This window comes from Collinsella aerofaciens (assembly GCF_015556945.1).
Lineage (GTDB): Bacteria > Actinomycetota > Coriobacteriia > Coriobacteriales > Coriobacteriaceae > Collinsella > Collinsella aerofaciens_AO.
Genome location: NZ_JADNNH010000018.1, coordinates 1 through 17,567, shown reverse-complemented (window position 1 = coordinate 17,567; position 17,567 = coordinate 1). Strand labels below are relative to the sequence as shown.

Below are 17,567 nucleotides of genomic sequence, written 5' to 3'. Positions count from 1 at the left end.
GCGATACCTATTTACTCCGCCCCAACGATTAGCAAGTGGGATATTCGCCTTCCCAAACAATGCGGCGATACTGGTCGGGATCGGTGTCACCTTCCGTGGAGAAGCAGAGCACGGAGCTCGTCTTGTCCAGGCCGATGAGTTCCTTGAGCTCGGCGTACTCGGGATCGAGCATGAGAGTCTCGACCAGGCCGGTGGTCACAGCGCCGGACTCGCCGGAGATGACGCGCGGGTCGCCCTTCTCGGGGGCGCCCAGGGTACGCATGCCGCGAGCGGTGACCCAGTCGGGGCAAGACACGAAGGCGGTGGTGTGGTTGCGCAGGATATCCCAGCCCAGGATGTTGGGCTCGCCGCAGCACAGGCCGGCCATGATGGAGGGCATGTCGCCGTCCACGATGCGCGGGTCGCCGTCGCCGGCGGCAGCGCCCTTGTACAGGCAGGCGGCAGGTGCGCACTCGACCACGACGAAGGTGGGCGGGTTATCGGGATACAGGTTGGTGAAGTAGCCCACCACGGCGCCGGCCAGCGAGCCCACGCCAGCCTGGACAAAGACGTGCGTCGGACGGTTGATGGCCATCTCGCGCAGCTGCTCGGCTGCCTCGGAAGCCATGGTGCCGTAGCCCTCCATGATCCAAGACGGGATCTTCTCGTAGCCCTCCCAGGCGGTGTCTTGAACGATAACGCCGCGCTCGCAGGCGTCGGCCTCGGCGGCGGCCATACGCACGCACTCGTCGTAGTTGACCTCTTCGATGGTCACCGTGGCGCCCTCGGCGGCGATGTTATCAAAGCGGGGCTTGGTGGAACCCTTGGGCATGTGCACGACGGCCTTCTGGCCAAGCTTGTTGGCAGCCCATGCCACGCCGCGGCCATGGTTGCCGTCGGTGGCGGTAAAGAAGGTGGCCTGGCCAAAGTCCTTGGCAAGCTGATCGGAGGTCAGGTAATCGAAGGTGCACTCGGCGACGTCCTTGCCGGTCTCGTCGGCAATGTAGTTGGCCATGGCAAACGAACCGCCCAGGACCTTGAAGGCGTTGAGGCCAAAGCGATAGCTCTCGTCCTTAACGCACAGGTTGGACAGGCCCAGGCGCGCGGCCTGACCGTCCAGGCGGGCAAGCGGAGTGACGGTATATTGAGGGAACGACTGGTGGAAGGCGCGGGCCTTCTTCACGTGGTCGAGGCTCATGATTCCCAAGTGCTTGTCATCGCTCTTGGGCATCGTGTTGCCCGCCCACTGGATCTTATCGGCCATACGGTGAACTCCTTAAGTCCTCTCTTGCCGGCCCCCGCATACGCGTTTCAGCCCATTCCCATTCATGCGACTGAACTTTTATGTGGATGCCAAACAAAAAGTTTGTTAGCACTGTTCTATCACACTTTTTGCTTGGCAAACCTAACAAATTGTTTGTTGCCGTAATCGGTACCTTTTCGCCGACGAACGGTCACATAACGCAGTGACACTTTCGCTATTTGCGAACAGGTGTGGTTTATGGCAAAGTGTGCCCAAACTAATTTTTAGGAAGGTACCTATGACCCCCGCACAGATTGAGTTCTGCAAGCGCCTTGCACACGGCCTGGCACTCCAATTTGGCCCCAACTGTGAAGTCGTCGTCCACGACCTGGAGACCGAGGACGTGGACCACTCCATCGTAGTGATCGAAAACGGCCACGTCAGCGGGCGCAAACTGGGTGACGGCCCCAGCCATATTGTGTTTGAGTCCATGCACGATGGCACCACCGACGTGCACGACCGCGAGCCATACCTCACCAAAACCACCGATGGCAAGCTGCTCAAGTCCTCGACCATCTTTATCCGCAACGACGAGGGCAAGCCCGTCGGCATTTTGGGCATTAACTTTGACATTACGCTCATGAAGGCTTTTGAGCGCTCGCTCGATGCCTTTACCGGCACCGGCGCCACGGGCTACACCGAGCCCGAGCCCATTACCAAAAACATCGGCGACCTGCTCGAAGATCTGCTGCGCGAGTGCGAGCAATACGTGGGCAAACCCGCGGCGCTCATGACCAAAGATGAGCGCATTCGCGCCATTGGCTACCTCGACCGTCGCGGCGCCTTCCTCATTTCCAAGTCGAGCGAGCGCGCCTGCGAGTTCTTTGGCATCTCAAAGTACAGCTTCTATAGCTACCTCAATGAGGCCAAGGCGGCGGCCGGCGACAAGTAGGCACTCGCCTGGATTGCCCCTCCCCTTTTGGGCGCGAGTTCTGGAAAGCACGAATCCAAGAGTCGGCCGCTAGGCAAGTTCCATATAATCGATGAATGTGAGCATTTCGAAAGGATGGAACAAGATGGGGTCGAGCAACGCATCACGCAACTGCCGCGGAGGCACCGTTTCTGGCGCCAGGCATGCGAAACGCGCGTTTGACGAGGGCGAAGACGATCTGTTTGCGTTGAGCCTCGACGACGTGATGAGCGACCGCCCCTGGACTGCCGAGGAACTCATGGGCGGCGGAGCTCGCCCGACAAGTGCAAAGCCCGCACCTTCCGCCACGCCCGCGCCGGCATCCGTGCCCGCAGACGACTTTGGCACCCGTCCCATCGTGCAGACGACGCGTAAAGCCGCCCCTGCGCCCCGTCCTGCTAGCGATCCATCCGAGACGGCGGCGTTTCTCGCTGCAGCGGCACAGCGTCCCACGGCAGACAGCACGATTCGCTACGCTGCCCCGCAGCAGCCGGCATACACGGCTCCCGAGCCCGAGCTCGAGCCGCCTGTCATGGATCTGGATGATCTTTCCAACCGCCAGTTTGCCTTTGATTCCTGGGCGGCGGCAGATCTGGACGAGACCTCGAGCGGCATGCCGGCGCTCGACATTCCGGTAAACCCTTTGTTTGCGGCTGCCGAGAAACGCGAGTCCGCATACGACAACACCGCAGCATACGCCAACCGCCCGAACGAACAACCTCGCGCCGGCCGCATCGAAACCGAGGATTACGGCCAAACATCGAGCGGCTATTCTCGCGACCCGTTTGCCGCCACGCCCGCTCCCGATTACAACCAAGCGAGCGTAAAGGCAGCCTCGGCATCGTCGTATACCCACGGCACCGACGATGAGCGTGCTGCCGATTACCACACCGAAGAAGAACCGCCGCGCTTTTCGGAGTTTTCGCATGCGGCAAAGGTTGTCTTTATCGCCATCATCATCGCTCTGCTCGGCGTGATTGCGTTTGAGGGATTCCAGCTGTTCCGCGGCCCCACCGCGTCCGAATCGGCAACGCAGCAAAAAGAGGACGACAACCAGTACCTGGACATCAATACCCTCAAGGGCGACCCCAACAGCTAGGTTGGAACATAAGCTATGCCGTACCCCTGTTCACGTGCAGTTTTACACTTTTCCGTGATTTCCACGCACCCATTTCGACACTTTTCCGTAATTTGAGCGGCTCGAATTTGACACTTTTCCGTACTTTCATACGGCTGATTTCGACACTTTTCCGGATGTTGGCCGAATAATCGCCGCGCAATCAAGCGTCGCTTGCACATCATTTCGCAGGCGGCGCTTGATTTCTGTCCGCGTGCGCTGATAGACTCCATCGTGTCCGCAAGGAGCGGGCACGTTTTATCCAGAGTCGGGGTAGAGAGTTGGCTCCACGATCCCGACGCCAACCGGCCAAGAGGCACGGTGGCCCTGCCAACATCGATGAAAGGAGTCCGTATGGACAATTTCTCCGTGCGCAGCGAGCGCAGTTTCCACAACCTGGTCGTCAAGCCAAAACGAATGCATCTTTTGGACGGGCCGAGCGGCTATGCCTCGGCCATGGTCAAGAGCAGCCTCTCCCACCAGATGCGCTTTACGGTACAGAAGCTCGAGGAAGAGCTCTGTGCTGCCGGCAACCCGCACGTACTGCAGATCAAGCTGCTCGGAGACGACTCGCGCGAGCCGTCCAGCTGGAAGCTCTTCGCTGACGGCGCGTGCGTTGCGGACGGATCCGGCGCCTTTGCCCGCGAGTGCTTCTGCGAGGGAGCCGAGGCATTCCTGGACCTGTGCCGCGGCGCCGTGCGCGCGGCCGAGCTGCGCCAATGGAGCCAGAGGGAGCACGAGCTGCTGAGTGCCGTGCGCGGGATTGCGATGGTGTAGGCAGACAGACCAGGCAGCTCGTCATACTGGTTGACGCTTTGATTCAAACAGCATGGTGGAGCCGCGCTTACAGCTCCGCCATGCCAAACCGAATGGCGTTCTCAAAAGGCCTACCTCCCCTCCGCCTTCAGCTTCAGCAGCAAGTCACCCAGCTCGGGGCACTTGCTAGAAAGGTGCGTCTGAGCTCGCTCGCCCATCCCCCACCGCTGGCGGATCTCCTGGGCGTGCGGACTCACATGATAGTCCCCGTCCATCATCTGCTTGAGCAGCTTGGCGGTCACGCGCGCATCGGCTAGGGCGCTGTGGGCATGGCCCGTCGACTCGTCAAACTCGATACCAAACCACGTCGCCGCGTCGCCCAACGAGACGTGCCCATGGCTGCCAACGTCCATGATCGAGGTGTAAAACGCCTGCAAGTCGGCCCAGTCCGTAGGAAATGAGGAAAGGTCGATGCGCTTTGCCTGGCACTCGGTCAAAAGCTGTCGGCGGTCCGCCCCGCTCCAGCAAACCACCTGAGCGGAGTAGCGACCGATCCAATCGCCGAGCCTTTTAATCACCACGTAGAGCGGATCGGCCATCGCAGTGTCCACGGCCGATATCCCCGTGAGCTCGCGGACGGGATACGCAACACCTTCGGCATATTCCGTCTGCACAAACTGCGAGAACTCGCCCATCACGTTGCCGCGGTAATCGAGCTTGACGGCGCCGATCTCGATAATCTCGTTGCGCAGCCCGCGGCGCTGGCGCTGTCTTGGCACCGGAGCGAACTCAAAGTCGAGCACGATCTGGCGCGCAAAGTTCGTCGTATCGATAGCCGAGATACACGGCGTCTTTTCAGCTGACACGGTTAGGGCCTTTCTCCGTCAACTGCCGCTTGCTACATAGGCGGCTACATTGCCGTAAGGATAGGCGCCCGTGCGGACATGAAAGCGGGGCGCAATACCATGCGCTGGTCGCACGCCATGCAGACGGCCCCAAGAGAATCGCCCGCTCTATTCAAATGCATGAAAAAGATTTAGGCCCGGTGACTTGAATCAGCGGTCATCCCGGGCCCATCAGAGCTCGTAGAGCTCTTGGTTGCTTTGGTCTCGCTCTTCACGGCGCTTATCGAACTTTCCGAGGCACTCAAGCAGCATTCGAAGCATAACAAGTCGCTGCCATTAAGGCGCTGACCTCTTGACCAAGCAACGGCGCTGCCCAGCTATCACCCTTGGGCCGCCGTCAACTTTATTCTATCCGCGAGCATCTGGTTTACCAAATGGATTTTCGGTAAAGGAAGCACGGCACGCCCGCAAAACCACTACGCCCCAAGTGCCGCCATGGGAATCACCGCCACGCCGTCGTCGCGTGTGTAGGCAATGCTCCCCTTTCCAACCACGACCGCCAAAAACGCCGGCGCGGCATTCTGGGCGGCAGGATTGGAGAGCACTTTCCTCTCCAGCGCCTTGAGATTTCTCGCTCCATCGTCTGCTTTCGCATCACTCAGCTTGACCTCGATGGCTCCCCAGCGCCCGTCGTGCTCAACGATCAGATCGACCTCAAGGCCCTTCTCATCTCGGAAATAATGGACACTGTTGTCGACACCGCCGTAGGTGGAAAGGAACACGCGCATGTCGCGCAGGACGAGATTCTCAAAGAGCATCCCCAGCGTTTGCATATCGCCAAGCAGCCGCTCAGGGGTAGCCCCCAGCAACGCCGCCGCAAGTGACGGGTCACAGAAGTAGCGCTTGGGGCGCACGCGAACGCGGGCCTTCGAGCGCATGGGCGGCTCCCATCCGCACAGGTCCTCGGTCAGCTTGAGCCTGTTGAAGAGGTCCAAGTACGCAGCGATGGTCCTCTCGTCGGGGCCCGCCTCACCGTACGAGGCGTCCTTTACGAGCGTCTTGTACGTGACAGCCTGGCTCTCGTTCATGGCAAGAGCTCGCAAAAGGCCGTGTGCAAGCTCGGGCGACATGCCCTCGTCCAGCACGTTGACGTCGAGCACCGAGTGCACGTACTGGCTTGCCGTCTCTCGCGCAAGATCTTCCGAAAGCCCAAGATTTGCAGGCCAACCGCCCCTGCAGCACCAGCGGGCGACGTCATCCACCGTGCTCTCGCGACGCTGAGGGGCAAAATCCTCGCCCTTAAAGAGGCTTGCCAGTGACACGAGCGGCTCGCCGTCGCCCGACTCACACAGGGCCATGGGGCGCATTGACAGACGGGCGATCCTACCCGTGCCGGAATGACGAACATGGCTGCGCTCCTCGCTTTTGAGCGCGGTCGAGCCCGTGAGCAAAAGTGTCCCCCGTTCGTTGCCGCTCGCGTCCACGAAACGCCGGGCGGCATCCCAAACCTCGGGCACCTCCTGCCATTCATCGACCAGGTGTGGCGCATCGCCGATGAGCGCCAGGCTTGGGTCGACCTCTGCCGCCGCACGCTGCGCAGGCTCATCGAGCCTGGAGACGCTCGCCGAGCGAGAGAGCGCCGTCCAGGTCTTGCCGCACCATTTGGGGCCGTTGATCTCCACACAGCCAAACGCCCGCATAAGGGTGTCGAGGCGCTCCTCTATGAGCCGGGGCCTATATCCCTTTTGGGTCAATCTCTTTGGTGCATCCACAGACGGCCGTCCCTCTCTATCACGCGATATGCGAAATTACGCCATTCTCAATGCTGATTTTACGCTACTTTCAATGTAGTTTTTACGCCATGACAGATGTAGTTTTTACGCCATTTTCATTGAAGGTTTTACGCTTGGCATCCTTAGCGCGACGCTCGCTCAACCCCTGACCACCGGATTGCCCGAATTCCGGGATGCTGTCTCCGCTCCAAACAAAAGGCCCCAGCTCGCGATGGAGCCGGGGCCAAAGGCGCAGCGTATGTAGTTGATGCTGAGCGCGAACGGCCCGTCAGCAATGGTCGTCCGCGCCCTACCCTACCCGCGGTGACGGGCGCGGCTGTAGGGCGTATCCACTATGGGCAGATCCGGACGCAGCTTGCCGTCGAATGCGCGATAGGCGTTCTGCACGGCGGGCGCCGTGGGGATCGTTGCGATCTCGCCGATGCCCTTGCCGCCGTATGCCACGGGCAACAGCTCGTCCTTCTCCACGTAGATGGCGTGGATATCCGGAATCTCGGGCGCACGGAACAGCCCGAGCGTGCCGTACCTGGCCTGGGGTACGCAGTCCTTGAGCGGCCAGTCCTCGGTAAGCGCATAGCCCATACCCATGAGCACGCCGCCTTCAATCTGGCCCTGGATGGAGATGGGGTTGACCACCTTGCCGGAATCGTGCGCAGCATAGACCTCGCTCACGCGGCCGTCATCGTCCAGAATGACCACATGCGTGGCAAAACCGTAGCAGATGTGGCTCTTGGGGTTGGGAACGTCGGCGCCCAGCTTGTCGGTCGGCTCCAGATACACGTAGCCAAACTCGCACCCCTCGAGCGCCTTGATGGCGGCCGCAGGATCCTGAGGATGCATGCCCTGGCCGGCGACGAGTTCCTGCGTGTGCAGCTGATAGGCGCGACCGTCGTCGTACTCGATCTTGACGCCGTCGCCATGCGCGCTCACGGGAGTATCGGGTGCAGGCTTGCCGGCCTCGATGTCAAGCATGGCATCGCGCAGCAGGAAGGCGGCACCGCGCACGGCCTCGCCGGTCACGACCGTCTGACGCGAGCCAGACGTGGTGCCGGAGTCGGGAGCGTTCTCGGTGGAGCACTCGCCATTGGCGATGCAGCGAAGCGGCAGACCGCAGGCCTCGGCAACGTCTTGCAAAAAGACGGTGTTACAGCCCTGGCCGATGTCGGACGTGGCGGCGTAGACCACGGCGCGGCCATCCTCGATGCGGATCTTGCAGCGGCCGGCATCGGGCAGGCCCACGCCCACGCCGGCGTTCTTCATGGCGCAGGCGATACCGGCGTGTCCGGGATGCGCGTAGTAGGCATCCTTGACCTCGAGCAGCGTCTCCTTCAGCGCCGTGGAACAGTCGGCAATCTGGCCGTTGGGCAAAACTTCGCCCGGCTCGATGGCGTTACGGTAGCGGATCTCCCACGGATCCAGGCCGACCTTCTCGGCCAGCAGGTCGATCAGGCTCTCGAGCGCAAACTCGGACTGGCAAACGCCAAAGCCTCGGTACGCACCGGCGGGCGGGTTGTTGGTGTAGTAGCCAAAGCCGCGAATGTCGGTATTCTGGTACTTGTAGGGGCCGACGGCATGCGTACAGGCGCGCTCGAGCACCGGGCCGCACAGCGACGCGTAGGCGCCGGTATCAAAGTTGATCTCGCAATCCAGGCCGGTAAAGTTGCCCTCGGCGTCGCAGCCCAGCGTAAAGGTGCCGTCCATGGCGTGGCGCTTGGGATGGAACGCGAGCGACTCGGCACGCGTGAGCTTGCACTTCACGGGACGCTGGAACTTATATGCGGCGAGCGCGGCCAGATGCTGGATGGACACGTCCTCCTTGCCGCCAAAGCCGCCGCCCACGAGCATGGTCTCGACGACCACGCGCTCGGGCTCGCTATCCCAGCCAAACATGTGGGCGCACTCTTTACGCGTGTCGTAGGCGCCCTGGTCGGTCGACTGCACCTTGACGCCGTTCTTGTACGGGAAGGCGACGGCGCACTCGGGCTCCAAGAAAGCATGCTCGGTAAAGGGCGTAGTAAAGCGCTGCGTCACGGTAAACGCGCTCTCCGCCAGCGCCTTGGCGGCGTCGCCACGCGTCACATGGCGGCTCTGGCACACGTTGTCCTTGAGCTCCACCGTGTTGCCAAAGGCAAAGAAACTGTCATGCAGGCGCGGGGCGTCGGCAGACCTGGCCTCGGCGATGTTGCGCACGGGCTCCAGCGGCTCGTAATCGATCTTTACGAGCTTCTTGGCCTTCTCGAGCGTCGCCTCGTCCTCGGCAACCACCAGCGCGATGGCGTCGCCCACGCAGCGGGTGATATCGCCCTGGGCGATCATGACGTCCCAGTCCTGGATAAGGTGGCCGACCTGGTTGACCGGCACGTCCTCGGCTCGCAGGATGCCCACCACACCGGGCAGGGCCTCGGCCTTGGAGGTGTCGATGGAGAGCACGCGGGCGCGCGGATACTTGGAGCGAACGGCGCTGGCATAGGTCAGGCCCGGCTGATCGAGCTCGTCGATGTCGTCGGGATACTTGCCCTCGCCGAGCACCTTCTTGCGCACGTCGATACGGAAGGCGCGCTTGCCCACGCCGTAGTCATCGCCGCGCTCCAGATCCTCGTCGATCTGCTTTTCGCCACGGAGCACCGCAGCTGCCAGCGAGATGCCCTCGATAATCTTCTTGTAGCCGGTGCAACGGCAGACATTGCCGCGGATGGCGTACTTGATCTGCTCCTCGGTGGGCTCGGGGTCCTCGGCGATGAGCGCTGCACCCGCCATGACCATGCCGGGGATGCAAAAGCCGCACTGCACGGCGCCCACGGCGCCAAAGGCGTACACGAAGGCCTCGCGCACGTCCTCGGGCAGGCCCTCGACGGTCACGATGTTGCGACCGGCGGCAAGAGCAGTGGTCAGTACGCACGCCTTGACGGCCGCACCGTCCACGTGGATGGTGCAGGTACCGCACGCGCCCTCGGAGCAGCCGTCCTTGGCGGAGTGAATGTGCAGGTCGTCGCGCAGGTAGCGCAGCAGCGGTTTGTTTTGGGTCGTCGTGCGCTCGACGCCGTTAACGGTAAAAGTGAATTCCTGTGCCATGGTGATTCCCTTCTACACGCCGGCGGCGATGCCGGTGCGGTCGTGGATAGCGCCATGCGGGCAGACGACGGCGCACATGCCACACGACAGGCAGTCCGCGCCGTCGATATGGGCGCAGTTGTCCTCGATGCGGATAGCGCCGGCGGGGCACTTTTTGGCGCACATGCCGCAACCGATGCAGCTCGTGTCGCAGATCTTGCGGGCAATGGCGCCCTTATCGGTGTTGTTGCAGCGCACCAGGATGTTCTGGTAGCCGGGAACGAAGGCAATCACGCGCTGCGGGCACGCCATGCCGCACAGGCCACAGCCCGTGCACTTGGAGCGGTCCACACGGGCGACGCCGTCGACCAGCGCGATGGCACCGTGGGGGCAGGCCGTAACGCAAGCGCCACAGCCAATGCAGCCTTCGCTGCAGCGGGCGTCGCCGCCTGCGGAAGCACAGCCGCTTCCGCAGGCAACGTAGGCCACGTGATGTTGAATGGATTTGGCCATAAGAGACTCGCCTATTTCTTAAGAAGGTACGAATAGTTGTCGCGCACGGCCCTGATGGTCAGGCGGACGGCCTCGGGCAGACCGGTGTTGACGGCATCGACCGAGACGGTGCGGACCGTGCCGGCGACGCGGACCTTAAAGTGGTCCTCGTCCACGGCCAGGAAGCCCTCGTTCTCGGAGTTCTCCATGTCCTGATCGCTCCAGAACAGGGTGAGCTTGTCCTTGTAGGGACGGCCCTCCTGGTAGGGGCAGAACACGGCGCAGTTGCCGCACTCGTTGCACATACCGTCGACGTGGACGACCTGATGCTTGGCCAGGCCCGGCACCTTAACGGCCACGTTGGCGCGGTTGGGGCACACGTCGCAGCAGACCTCGCACACCGAGCCGCAGCCCAGGCAGCGGGTCTTGGTGCAGTTGCGCTTGTCGCGGCACAGCGACCCCTTGCGCTCGTAGCAGGTGCCCTCGCGGCCAGCCTGCTCGTTGCAATCGGCGTACTTGTTAAAGTCCACGCCGGCGATGGCACGGGCGACCTCGGCGGCGTCGGCAATAGCCTCAACCACGGTGGCAGGACCGCGACGGCAGTCGCCCGCAGCCCAGACGCCCTCGACACCGGTGGAAGTGGCGGCAAGGCGACCGCGACGGTCGTGCTCGACGCCCGCGGCATCGTACAGGCTGGCGTCGATGCCCTCGCCCACGGCGCAGATCACCGTGGTGGCGGGAAGTTCCACGGTCTCGCCCGTGGCGACGGGGCTGCGACGGCCGCTTGCATCCGGCTCGCCGAGCTCCATAACATCGCAGGTCAGCACGGCGCCGTTGAGTGCCTTGGGCGCCAGCAGCTCGCAGAACTCAACGCCGTCGGCAAGAGCAAGATCGAGCTCTTCCTCGTCGGCGGGCATCTGCTTCTTGGTGCGGCGATACACCAGGCGCACGTTCTTCACACCAGCCAGGCGCTTAGCCACGCGGGCCGCGTCCATGGCGGTGTTGCCGGCGCCAATGACTACGACGTCCTCGCCCAGCTCGAGCTTCTCGCCCCTCTTGGCGGCCTCGAGGAACTCCAGCACGTCGAGCTCGGCGCCCTCGCCCAGGCCGGCGGAACCGGGCATCCAGGCACCAGTGGCCACGACCACGTCGGTGAAGCCCTGGGCCTTGAGCTCGTCGATGGACTCCACGCGGGCGTTGAGCTGCACCTTGGCGCCAAAGGCCAGGCAGAGCTCTGCGTCGTGGGAGATATCGTCGCTCGCAATGCGGAACTCAGGAATCACGTGACGGACCACGCCGCCGAGCGAATCGCGAGCCTCAAAGATGGTGACGGGCACGCCGGCGCGCGTCAGGAAGAACGCCGTCGCCAGGCCGGCCGGGCCGCCGCCGATAACGGCAACGTTGCGCTCGCCGTCGTTTGCGATGGCCTGGGCGCGTAGCTTGGGCAGCACGGCGGTCATGGCCTCGCGGGCGGCCTTGAGCTTGCTGGCGCGGATCTGGGCGCCCTCGGGCTCGTAGAACGCACGCTCGCAGGCACGGCCGCAGGGATGCGGGCAGATGGTGCCGGTAATGAACGGCAGGGCGTTGCGCTCGATGATGATGTTGAGCGCGTCCTCGTAGCGGCCCTCGTCAACAGCCGCCAGATAGGCGGGAATATCCTGCTGGATGGGGCAGCTCGTGCGGCACGGCGTGGTAAAGCAGTCGGAAAGCGGGCTCTTGCCGGCGACCTTGCGGTCGGGCAGCGGGCGCAGCGGCTTCTTGTAGAGCGGGTTGGTGAGCGAGTCGGTCTGGATTGCGGTCACGGCCTCGAGCGAGACGCCCGCGAACGGCTTGCCATCCAGGTCGGTAAACTCGCCGGCCATCTGGCTAAAGCGCTCGTAGCCACCGGGCTTGAGCACGTCGGTCGCCAGGGTAACGGGCCAAATGCCGGCATCGTACAGGGCGCGGATGTTGTAGACCGTGGCACCGCCGGAGTAGCTGATGCGCAGTTTGCCATCGAACTGCTCGGTAATGCGGCGGGCGGCCTCGATGGTCAGCGAGAACAGCGAACGGCCGGACATGTACATCTCGGTGGAGGGCAGCTCGTTTCTCGTCACGTCGACGGGGAACGTGTTGGTCAGCTTGACGCCGAACTCCAGGCCGCGCTCGGCGCACAGGGCAATCAGGCGCTCGAACATGGGCACGGCATCGGCCCACTGCAGGTCCTCGCGGAAGTGCGTGTCATCGAAGACGATGTAGTCAAAGCCCAGCTCGTTGAGGCGCTGACGTGCAAACTCATAGCCCAGCAGCGTGGGGTTGCACTTGATGTAGGTGTTGAGGCCCTTCTCGGTGATGAGATAGGTCGCGATGCGCTCGATCTCGGCCGGCGGGCAGCCGTGCAGGGTAGACTCGGTGATGGAGTTGGAGACGCGCGCCGGGATGGACTCGACAAACGCGGCGTCAACATGCTCAAACTTGTCCAGGTTAGCGAGCGCCCACGTGCGGCACTCATTCCAAACCTCGGAGCCGCTGGCGTCCTTCATGCCCTCGATGTAGGCGTCGACCTTGGGGCTCTTGATGCCCTCGAGGTCATAGCCCACGGACATGTTGAAGACAAAGCCGTCCGGGCTGCCCAGGCCGTACTCGCGAGCGATGAGGTGGCAGGCAAACCATGCCTTCACGTACTCGGCAAAGGCCTGCGGAACCTCGAGCTCGGTCGACCACTCGCAGTTGTAGCACTCGTCCTGCGCCACGATGCAGGGCTTGTTCACACACTTGGAGAGCTCCTCGCCGTCCATAACCTGAACGGTCTTGAGCTCAAAGAAGCGGGAACCGGCCACGTAGGATGCCACGATGTTCTGGGCAAGCTGCGTGTTGGGGCCGGCGGCCGGGCCAAACGGAGTCTCGATGCGCTCGTCAAAAATGGGAAGCGCGCCCTCCTGGTTGGTCGTGACCATCTTGCGCACGCCAAAGACGGCGCCCTGAGTCTTGTGCTCCTCGATGATCCAGTTCATCAGCTGCGAAAACGGGATCGGCCTCATGATGTCGCTCATAGTGAGCTCCTCTCTGTAACGCCCGGCGAGACCGCGCGGCGGGCGCAAATACGGTGTAGCGCTAGCACAGCGCCGGCGACCCCGCGGAGGTCGCCTATACGCGCGTCGGATGCGGCGAAACATCCGACGCGCGCGAATCTACTTGTAATTAGTAGGCGCGATCGTTGAGCGTGCTCCAGAGCTTCTTGGACTCGGCCATGGTCCACGCGTTGATCTTGTCCTCATCAATGCCAACGAACTCGCGATCCTTGTACAGGACGCGGCCGTTGATGATGGTGGTGCGGCAGTTTTTGCCCATCATGCCAAAGAGCATGTGGCCGTCGATGTTCTCCTCGCTCAACGGCGTAAAAGGCTTGTAGTCCATAACGATGACGTCGGCGGCAGCGCCGGCCTCGAGCACACCAAGCTTGCGATCGAAGTACTTGCTCGCCATCTTGGCATTGTTCTCGAACAGCATGGTCATGGCCTCGCACCAGCCCACGTTGGGCATAGCGGCGTTGTGACGCTGAATGATCAGGAAGACCTTGAGGCTCTCGAGCATATCGTGAGTGTAGGCGTCGGTGCCCATGCACACGGGAATGCCGCGGCGGAAGAACTCGAGCACGGGGGCACAGCCCACGGCGTTGCCCATATTGGATTCGGGGTTGTTGACGAGCCAGGTGCCGGACTCCTTGACGATGTCCATCTCGGCAGGTGTCACGTGGATGCAGTGGCCGAGCATGGTGTCGGGACCGAGCAGGTTGTGCTGCAGCAGGCGCTCGACGGGGCTGATGCCGCCGCGGTTGAGGCGGGAGTCCCACACGTCATTCATGCCCTCGCACACATGGATGTGGAAACCGGTCAGGCCGTTGTTGGCCTCGGCCATCTTGTCCATGGTCTCGTCCGAAAGCGTAAAGGTGGCGTGACCGCCAAACATGGCGGCGATCATGTGGTTGTCGTTATCGCGACGCTCCTTGGCGGCCCACTGGGCAAACTCGGCGTTCTCGGCAATGGCCTGGTCGCATTTTTCCTGACCGCGGCGGTCGGAGACCTCGTAGCACAGGCACGAACGCATGCCCAGCTCCTGAGCGGCGTCCTTAATGGTAAAGAGGCTGCCCGGAATCTCGCAAAAGCTCGCATGGTGATCGAAGATCGTGGTGACGCCGTCGCGGATGGAATCCAGAATCGTGGCATAGGCGCTGGCCTTGGTGCCGTCGAGCGTCAGGTTGTCGTCGATCTTCCACCACTGCTGCTCAAGATTCTCCAGGAAGTTGGTGGGGTTGCAGCCCTTAATGGCAAGGCCGCGGGCCAGACCCGAGTAGATGTGGGTGTGGCAGTTGATAAGTCCGGGCATGATGAGGTTGCCCTGGGCGTCGACGTACTCGGCATCCGGGTACTTGGCCTTGAGCTCGCGCTCGGGGCCCACTTCGACGATCGTATCTCCGTCAATGGCGACCGCACCGTTGGGAATGAACGGAGTCTGAGCGTTGCGGGTAAAGACGGAACCGTTAGCGACCAGAAGCATAAATGCTCCCTTCAACATCAGGGGCGGGGTTTGACACCTCTGACATGGCGGAAGTGCGAAGCGCCGGCCTACACCGGAAACGGGCCCTCTCCCGTCAACGCTTCACCAAAGGGACGAGCCCTTTGAAGTGCGGCTTGGCGCCGCATGGCGCCGGCGGACGAGGCGATGCGTCCGCCGGCGAATAGCACCGAATTGGTTACTTCTTGCTCTCGGGCAGGACCAGATTCACAGCGGCATCCTTGGCGGCATCGATGTGCTGAGCCACGACCGGCGTCTGCGGAAGGATCAGGTTGAGCACGATGGCCATGATGGCGGTGGGGGTTACGGCGTTGGAGCCGATGACGGTGGACACCCAGGTGGGCATGCCCTCGCCGGCAAGGCAACCGCTGGCCATCCAGATACCCAAGCCAAAGACAACGGAGGTGCCGACGATGGTGGTGGTGCGCTGCGTGAGGCCCTCGCGGGTGAACATGCGCACACCGTTCATGGTGATGGTGCCAAAGACGCCGACGGTCGCGCCGCCGATAACAGGCTGCGGGATGGCGGAGAGCACGGCAGAGAGCTGCGGGAACAGACCGGCGATGGCAAAGACGGCCGCGATGATCACAAAGACCCACTTGTTGACGACCTTGTTGGAGCAGATGATGCCCACGTTCTGGCCAAGGGCGCTGGTGGGAAGACCGCCCAGCAGGCCGCCGACCATAGAAGTGAGGCCCTGGGACACGATAGCGCCAGAGAGCTCGCGCTCGGTGGGCATACGGTCGATGGAGCCCAGGCAGGCGGCGGAGACGTCACCGATAACCTGGATGGCAACCATGGGGAACACGACGGCGAGGGTAATGCAGACCTCGGGATCAAACTCGAGCGCGTAGGGCATGAGCTTGGGAAGGGCGAAGATCTGAGCGGTGGCGACGCTGGAGAAGTCGATCATGCCAAAGGGGATGGAGACGATCATGCCAACGATCATGCCAAAGAACACGGATCCCAGCTTGAGCGTGCCCTTGCCAAAGTTGGCGAGCGCAAAGACCACGGCGAAGGTGATAAGAGCGACGCACCAGGCCTGCGGGGTGCCCCACAGCGGCGTACCCATACCGCCGGCCATATACTTGACGGCCGTGGGATAGAGAGAGACGCCAATGGAGAAGATGACCGTACCGGTCACGACGGGCGGGAACAGCCACTTGATCTTGCTGTAGGCCAGACCAAAGAGGACCGCAACGGCGCCGCCGACGATCTCGCCGCCCAGCAGTGCGCCAAAGCTAAAGCCCGAGGCGCCCATGGCCTGAAGGGCCGGCAGGAACGCGAACGAAACGCCCATGACGATGGGCAGGCCGCCGCCGATGCGACGGAAGGGAGCGAAGGCCTGAAGGGCCGTGTCGATTGCCGAAAGAATGAGCGCAACCTGAATGATGTCGGTGCTCTGCTGGCTATTAAAGCCGTAGACGCCGGCCATGATGACCGCCGGGGTAATGATGCCGGCAAACGATGCCAGTACATGCTGAAGGGCACACGGGATCATTTCCTTAACGGGCGGCATGCCTTCGCGAGTGAACAGGGCTTCAGTGCCGTTCGTAACCGTCTCCTGGGTCATTTGACCACCAATCCTCGAAGTAGTTGTTTTCGCATCTAACGCTCTATTGTGACGCAGTGCGGGGTTGAGGTTGTGCCTTCGTTGCATATCGTATTAAAGATGATTCTCATTCTCAATAATAATTTTTTGTTATCAGACTATTCTTCAGCTGAGACAATGCATTTCCGCAGGTCAGGAATGTGTCTGTTCAAAATAACATCTAACTTTTCTTTTGGTCGACCGTTTACCGCCAAATTCCTACCGTTCGTCTCTATTACGTCATGTACCTGCGGATATACGAGATGGTGGGCAGCGTGTTACCATGATAAAAAATTGTTATGAACATTTCCGATTTCACCCAAAGGAGTTGCCCGTGAACGAGACCGTACGTCGCTTTTTGCCGATGGTCGATTTTCTGGAGCAGATACTCGGCAAAAACAGCGAAATCGTGCTGCACGATTTCTCGGATCCCGACCACGCCATCGTCGATATTCGCAACGGCATCGTGAGCGGCCGCAAGGTCGGCGGTCCCGCCACCGATCTGGCACTCAAGATCATGCACGACGCCAAGTATCGCGACCTGCCGTTTATTACGGGCTACGAGGGGCGCGGTGCCGGCGGCAAGACGTTGGAGTCAGCGACGTACTTTATCCGCGAGAATGATGAGATCGTCGGTATGCTCTGCGTCAACACCGACCTCTCGACCGTGCGCTCCATCAACGCCATGGCGCAGCAGCTCATGGCGTGCTTCGACGCGGCGCCGACGCGCACGGAGCCCGCCCCTATCGAGGTCGAAAGCCTTTCGGAGTCTACACAGGAGCTCATCGACCGCAGCATTGCCGAGTTGCTGAGCGCGCGCGGGCTGGATGTAGCGTCGCTTGGTCAGAGCGACCGCGTGGACGTCATTCGCCACCTCAACGGCAACGGGGTGTTCATGCTCAAGGGCGCCGTGGCCTGCGCCGCCACCGCGCTGGGCATCTCGGAGCCCAGCGTCTACCGCTACCTGCAAAAAGTTCGCAAGGAGGGCTAACGAGCAAAATGGAGCGCGGCTCCACAAGCGATCCGTCACTTAACAAAAGATCCTGCAGCTCGCACTGAACTGCGCCCCAAATCTTGGACGCCCTAAATAGCGACTAGTTGGAGTGGGTATGATGAATTGGACACCTAGTTAAGAGCGAAAGGTGTTCAAGATGACCCAAAGAAGAAAGCGATACG

The 17,567-nt window shown here is 61.9% G+C and carries 12 protein-coding genes and 1 riboswitch; of the genes, 4 read left to right on the top strand and 8 right to left on the bottom strand.

Annotated features, from left to right (window positions below):
* Positions 1 to 28 precede the first annotated feature (28 nt).
* Entirely contained in the window at positions 29 to 1,243 is a 1,215-nt protein-coding gene (gene dpaL, locus I2F59_RS06390) for a diaminopropionate ammonia-lyase (RefSeq protein ID WP_055252227.1), read from the bottom strand.
* Positions 1,244 to 1,520: 277 nt separating this feature from the next.
* Here dpaL and I2F59_RS06385 point away from each other — a divergent pair, with 277 nt between their 5' ends.
* The 3 genes from I2F59_RS06385 to I2F59_RS06375 all read left to right on the top strand — a co-directional run bounded on the left by I2F59_RS06385 (position 1,521) and on the right by I2F59_RS06375 (position 4,086).
* Positions 1,521 to 2,174, top strand: a complete 654-nt coding sequence (locus tag I2F59_RS06385) for a helix-turn-helix transcriptional regulator (RefSeq protein ID WP_195503609.1) — start codon at positions 1,521 to 1,523, stop codon at positions 2,172 to 2,174.
* 124 nt (positions 2,175 to 2,298) lie between these two features.
* Complete coding sequence (locus I2F59_RS06380; RefSeq protein ID WP_195503608.1) at positions 2,299 to 3,291, top strand: hypothetical protein; 993 nt, start codon at positions 2,299 to 2,301, stop codon at positions 3,289 to 3,291.
* A 273-nt stretch (positions 3,292 to 3,564) separates the two neighbouring features.
* A riboswitch (SAM riboswitch) is annotated at positions 3,565 to 3,655 on the top strand.
* An 8-nt stretch (positions 3,656 to 3,663) separates the two neighbouring features.
* Positions 3,664 to 4,086, top strand: a complete 423-nt coding sequence (locus tag I2F59_RS06375; RefSeq protein ID WP_195503607.1) for a hypothetical protein — start codon at positions 3,664 to 3,666, stop codon at positions 4,084 to 4,086.
* 110 nt (positions 4,087 to 4,196) lie between these two features.
* Here the strand turns inward: I2F59_RS06375 and I2F59_RS06370 are convergent, their stop codons facing one another.
* The 7 genes from I2F59_RS06370 to I2F59_RS06340 form a co-directional block, all read right to left on the bottom strand.
* Complete coding sequence (locus I2F59_RS06370; protein ID WP_195503606.1) at positions 4,197 to 4,931, bottom strand: 3'-5' exonuclease; 735 nt, start codon at positions 4,929 to 4,931, stop codon at positions 4,197 to 4,199.
* A gap of 455 nt (positions 4,932 to 5,386) precedes the next feature.
* Positions 5,387 to 6,592: an ATP-binding protein gene (locus I2F59_RS06365; protein WP_271755780.1), complete on the bottom strand. Its 1,206-nt coding sequence runs from the start codon at positions 6,590 to 6,592 to the stop codon at positions 5,387 to 5,389.
* A gap of 405 nt (positions 6,593 to 6,997) precedes the next feature.
* Positions 6,998 to 9,775: a selenium-dependent xanthine dehydrogenase gene (xdh, locus tag I2F59_RS06360; RefSeq protein ID WP_195503604.1), complete on the bottom strand. Its 2,778-nt coding sequence runs from the start codon at positions 9,773 to 9,775 to the stop codon at positions 6,998 to 7,000.
* Between the two features lie 12 nt (positions 9,776 to 9,787).
* On the bottom strand, positions 9,788 to 10,267 hold the full coding sequence (locus I2F59_RS06355) for a 4Fe-4S binding protein (RefSeq protein ID WP_195503603.1): 480 nt from the start codon (positions 10,265 to 10,267) through the stop codon (positions 9,788 to 9,790).
* Positions 10,268 to 10,278: 11 nt separating this feature from the next.
* Positions 10,279 to 13,278, bottom strand: a complete 3,000-nt coding sequence (gene ygfK / locus I2F59_RS06350) for a putative selenate reductase subunit YgfK (RefSeq protein ID WP_195503602.1) — start codon at positions 13,276 to 13,278, stop codon at positions 10,279 to 10,281.
* A 148-nt stretch (positions 13,279 to 13,426) separates the two neighbouring features.
* A complete protein-coding gene (ssnA, locus tag I2F59_RS06345; protein WP_195503601.1) occupies positions 13,427 to 14,782 on the bottom strand; it encodes a putative aminohydrolase SsnA in 1,356 nt (451 codons plus the stop codon).
* Positions 14,783 to 14,978: 196 nt separating this feature from the next.
* Positions 14,979 to 16,373, bottom strand: a complete 1,395-nt coding sequence (locus I2F59_RS06340; protein WP_195503600.1) for a uracil-xanthine permease family protein — start codon at positions 16,371 to 16,373, stop codon at positions 14,979 to 14,981.
* 352 nt (positions 16,374 to 16,725) lie between these two features.
* Here I2F59_RS06340 and I2F59_RS06335 point away from each other — a divergent pair, with 352 nt between their 5' ends.
* On the top strand, positions 16,726 to 17,382 hold the full coding sequence (locus I2F59_RS06335; protein WP_233509000.1) for a helix-turn-helix transcriptional regulator: 657 nt from the start codon (positions 16,726 to 16,728) through the stop codon (positions 17,380 to 17,382).
* Positions 17,383 to 17,567 lie beyond the last annotated feature (185 nt).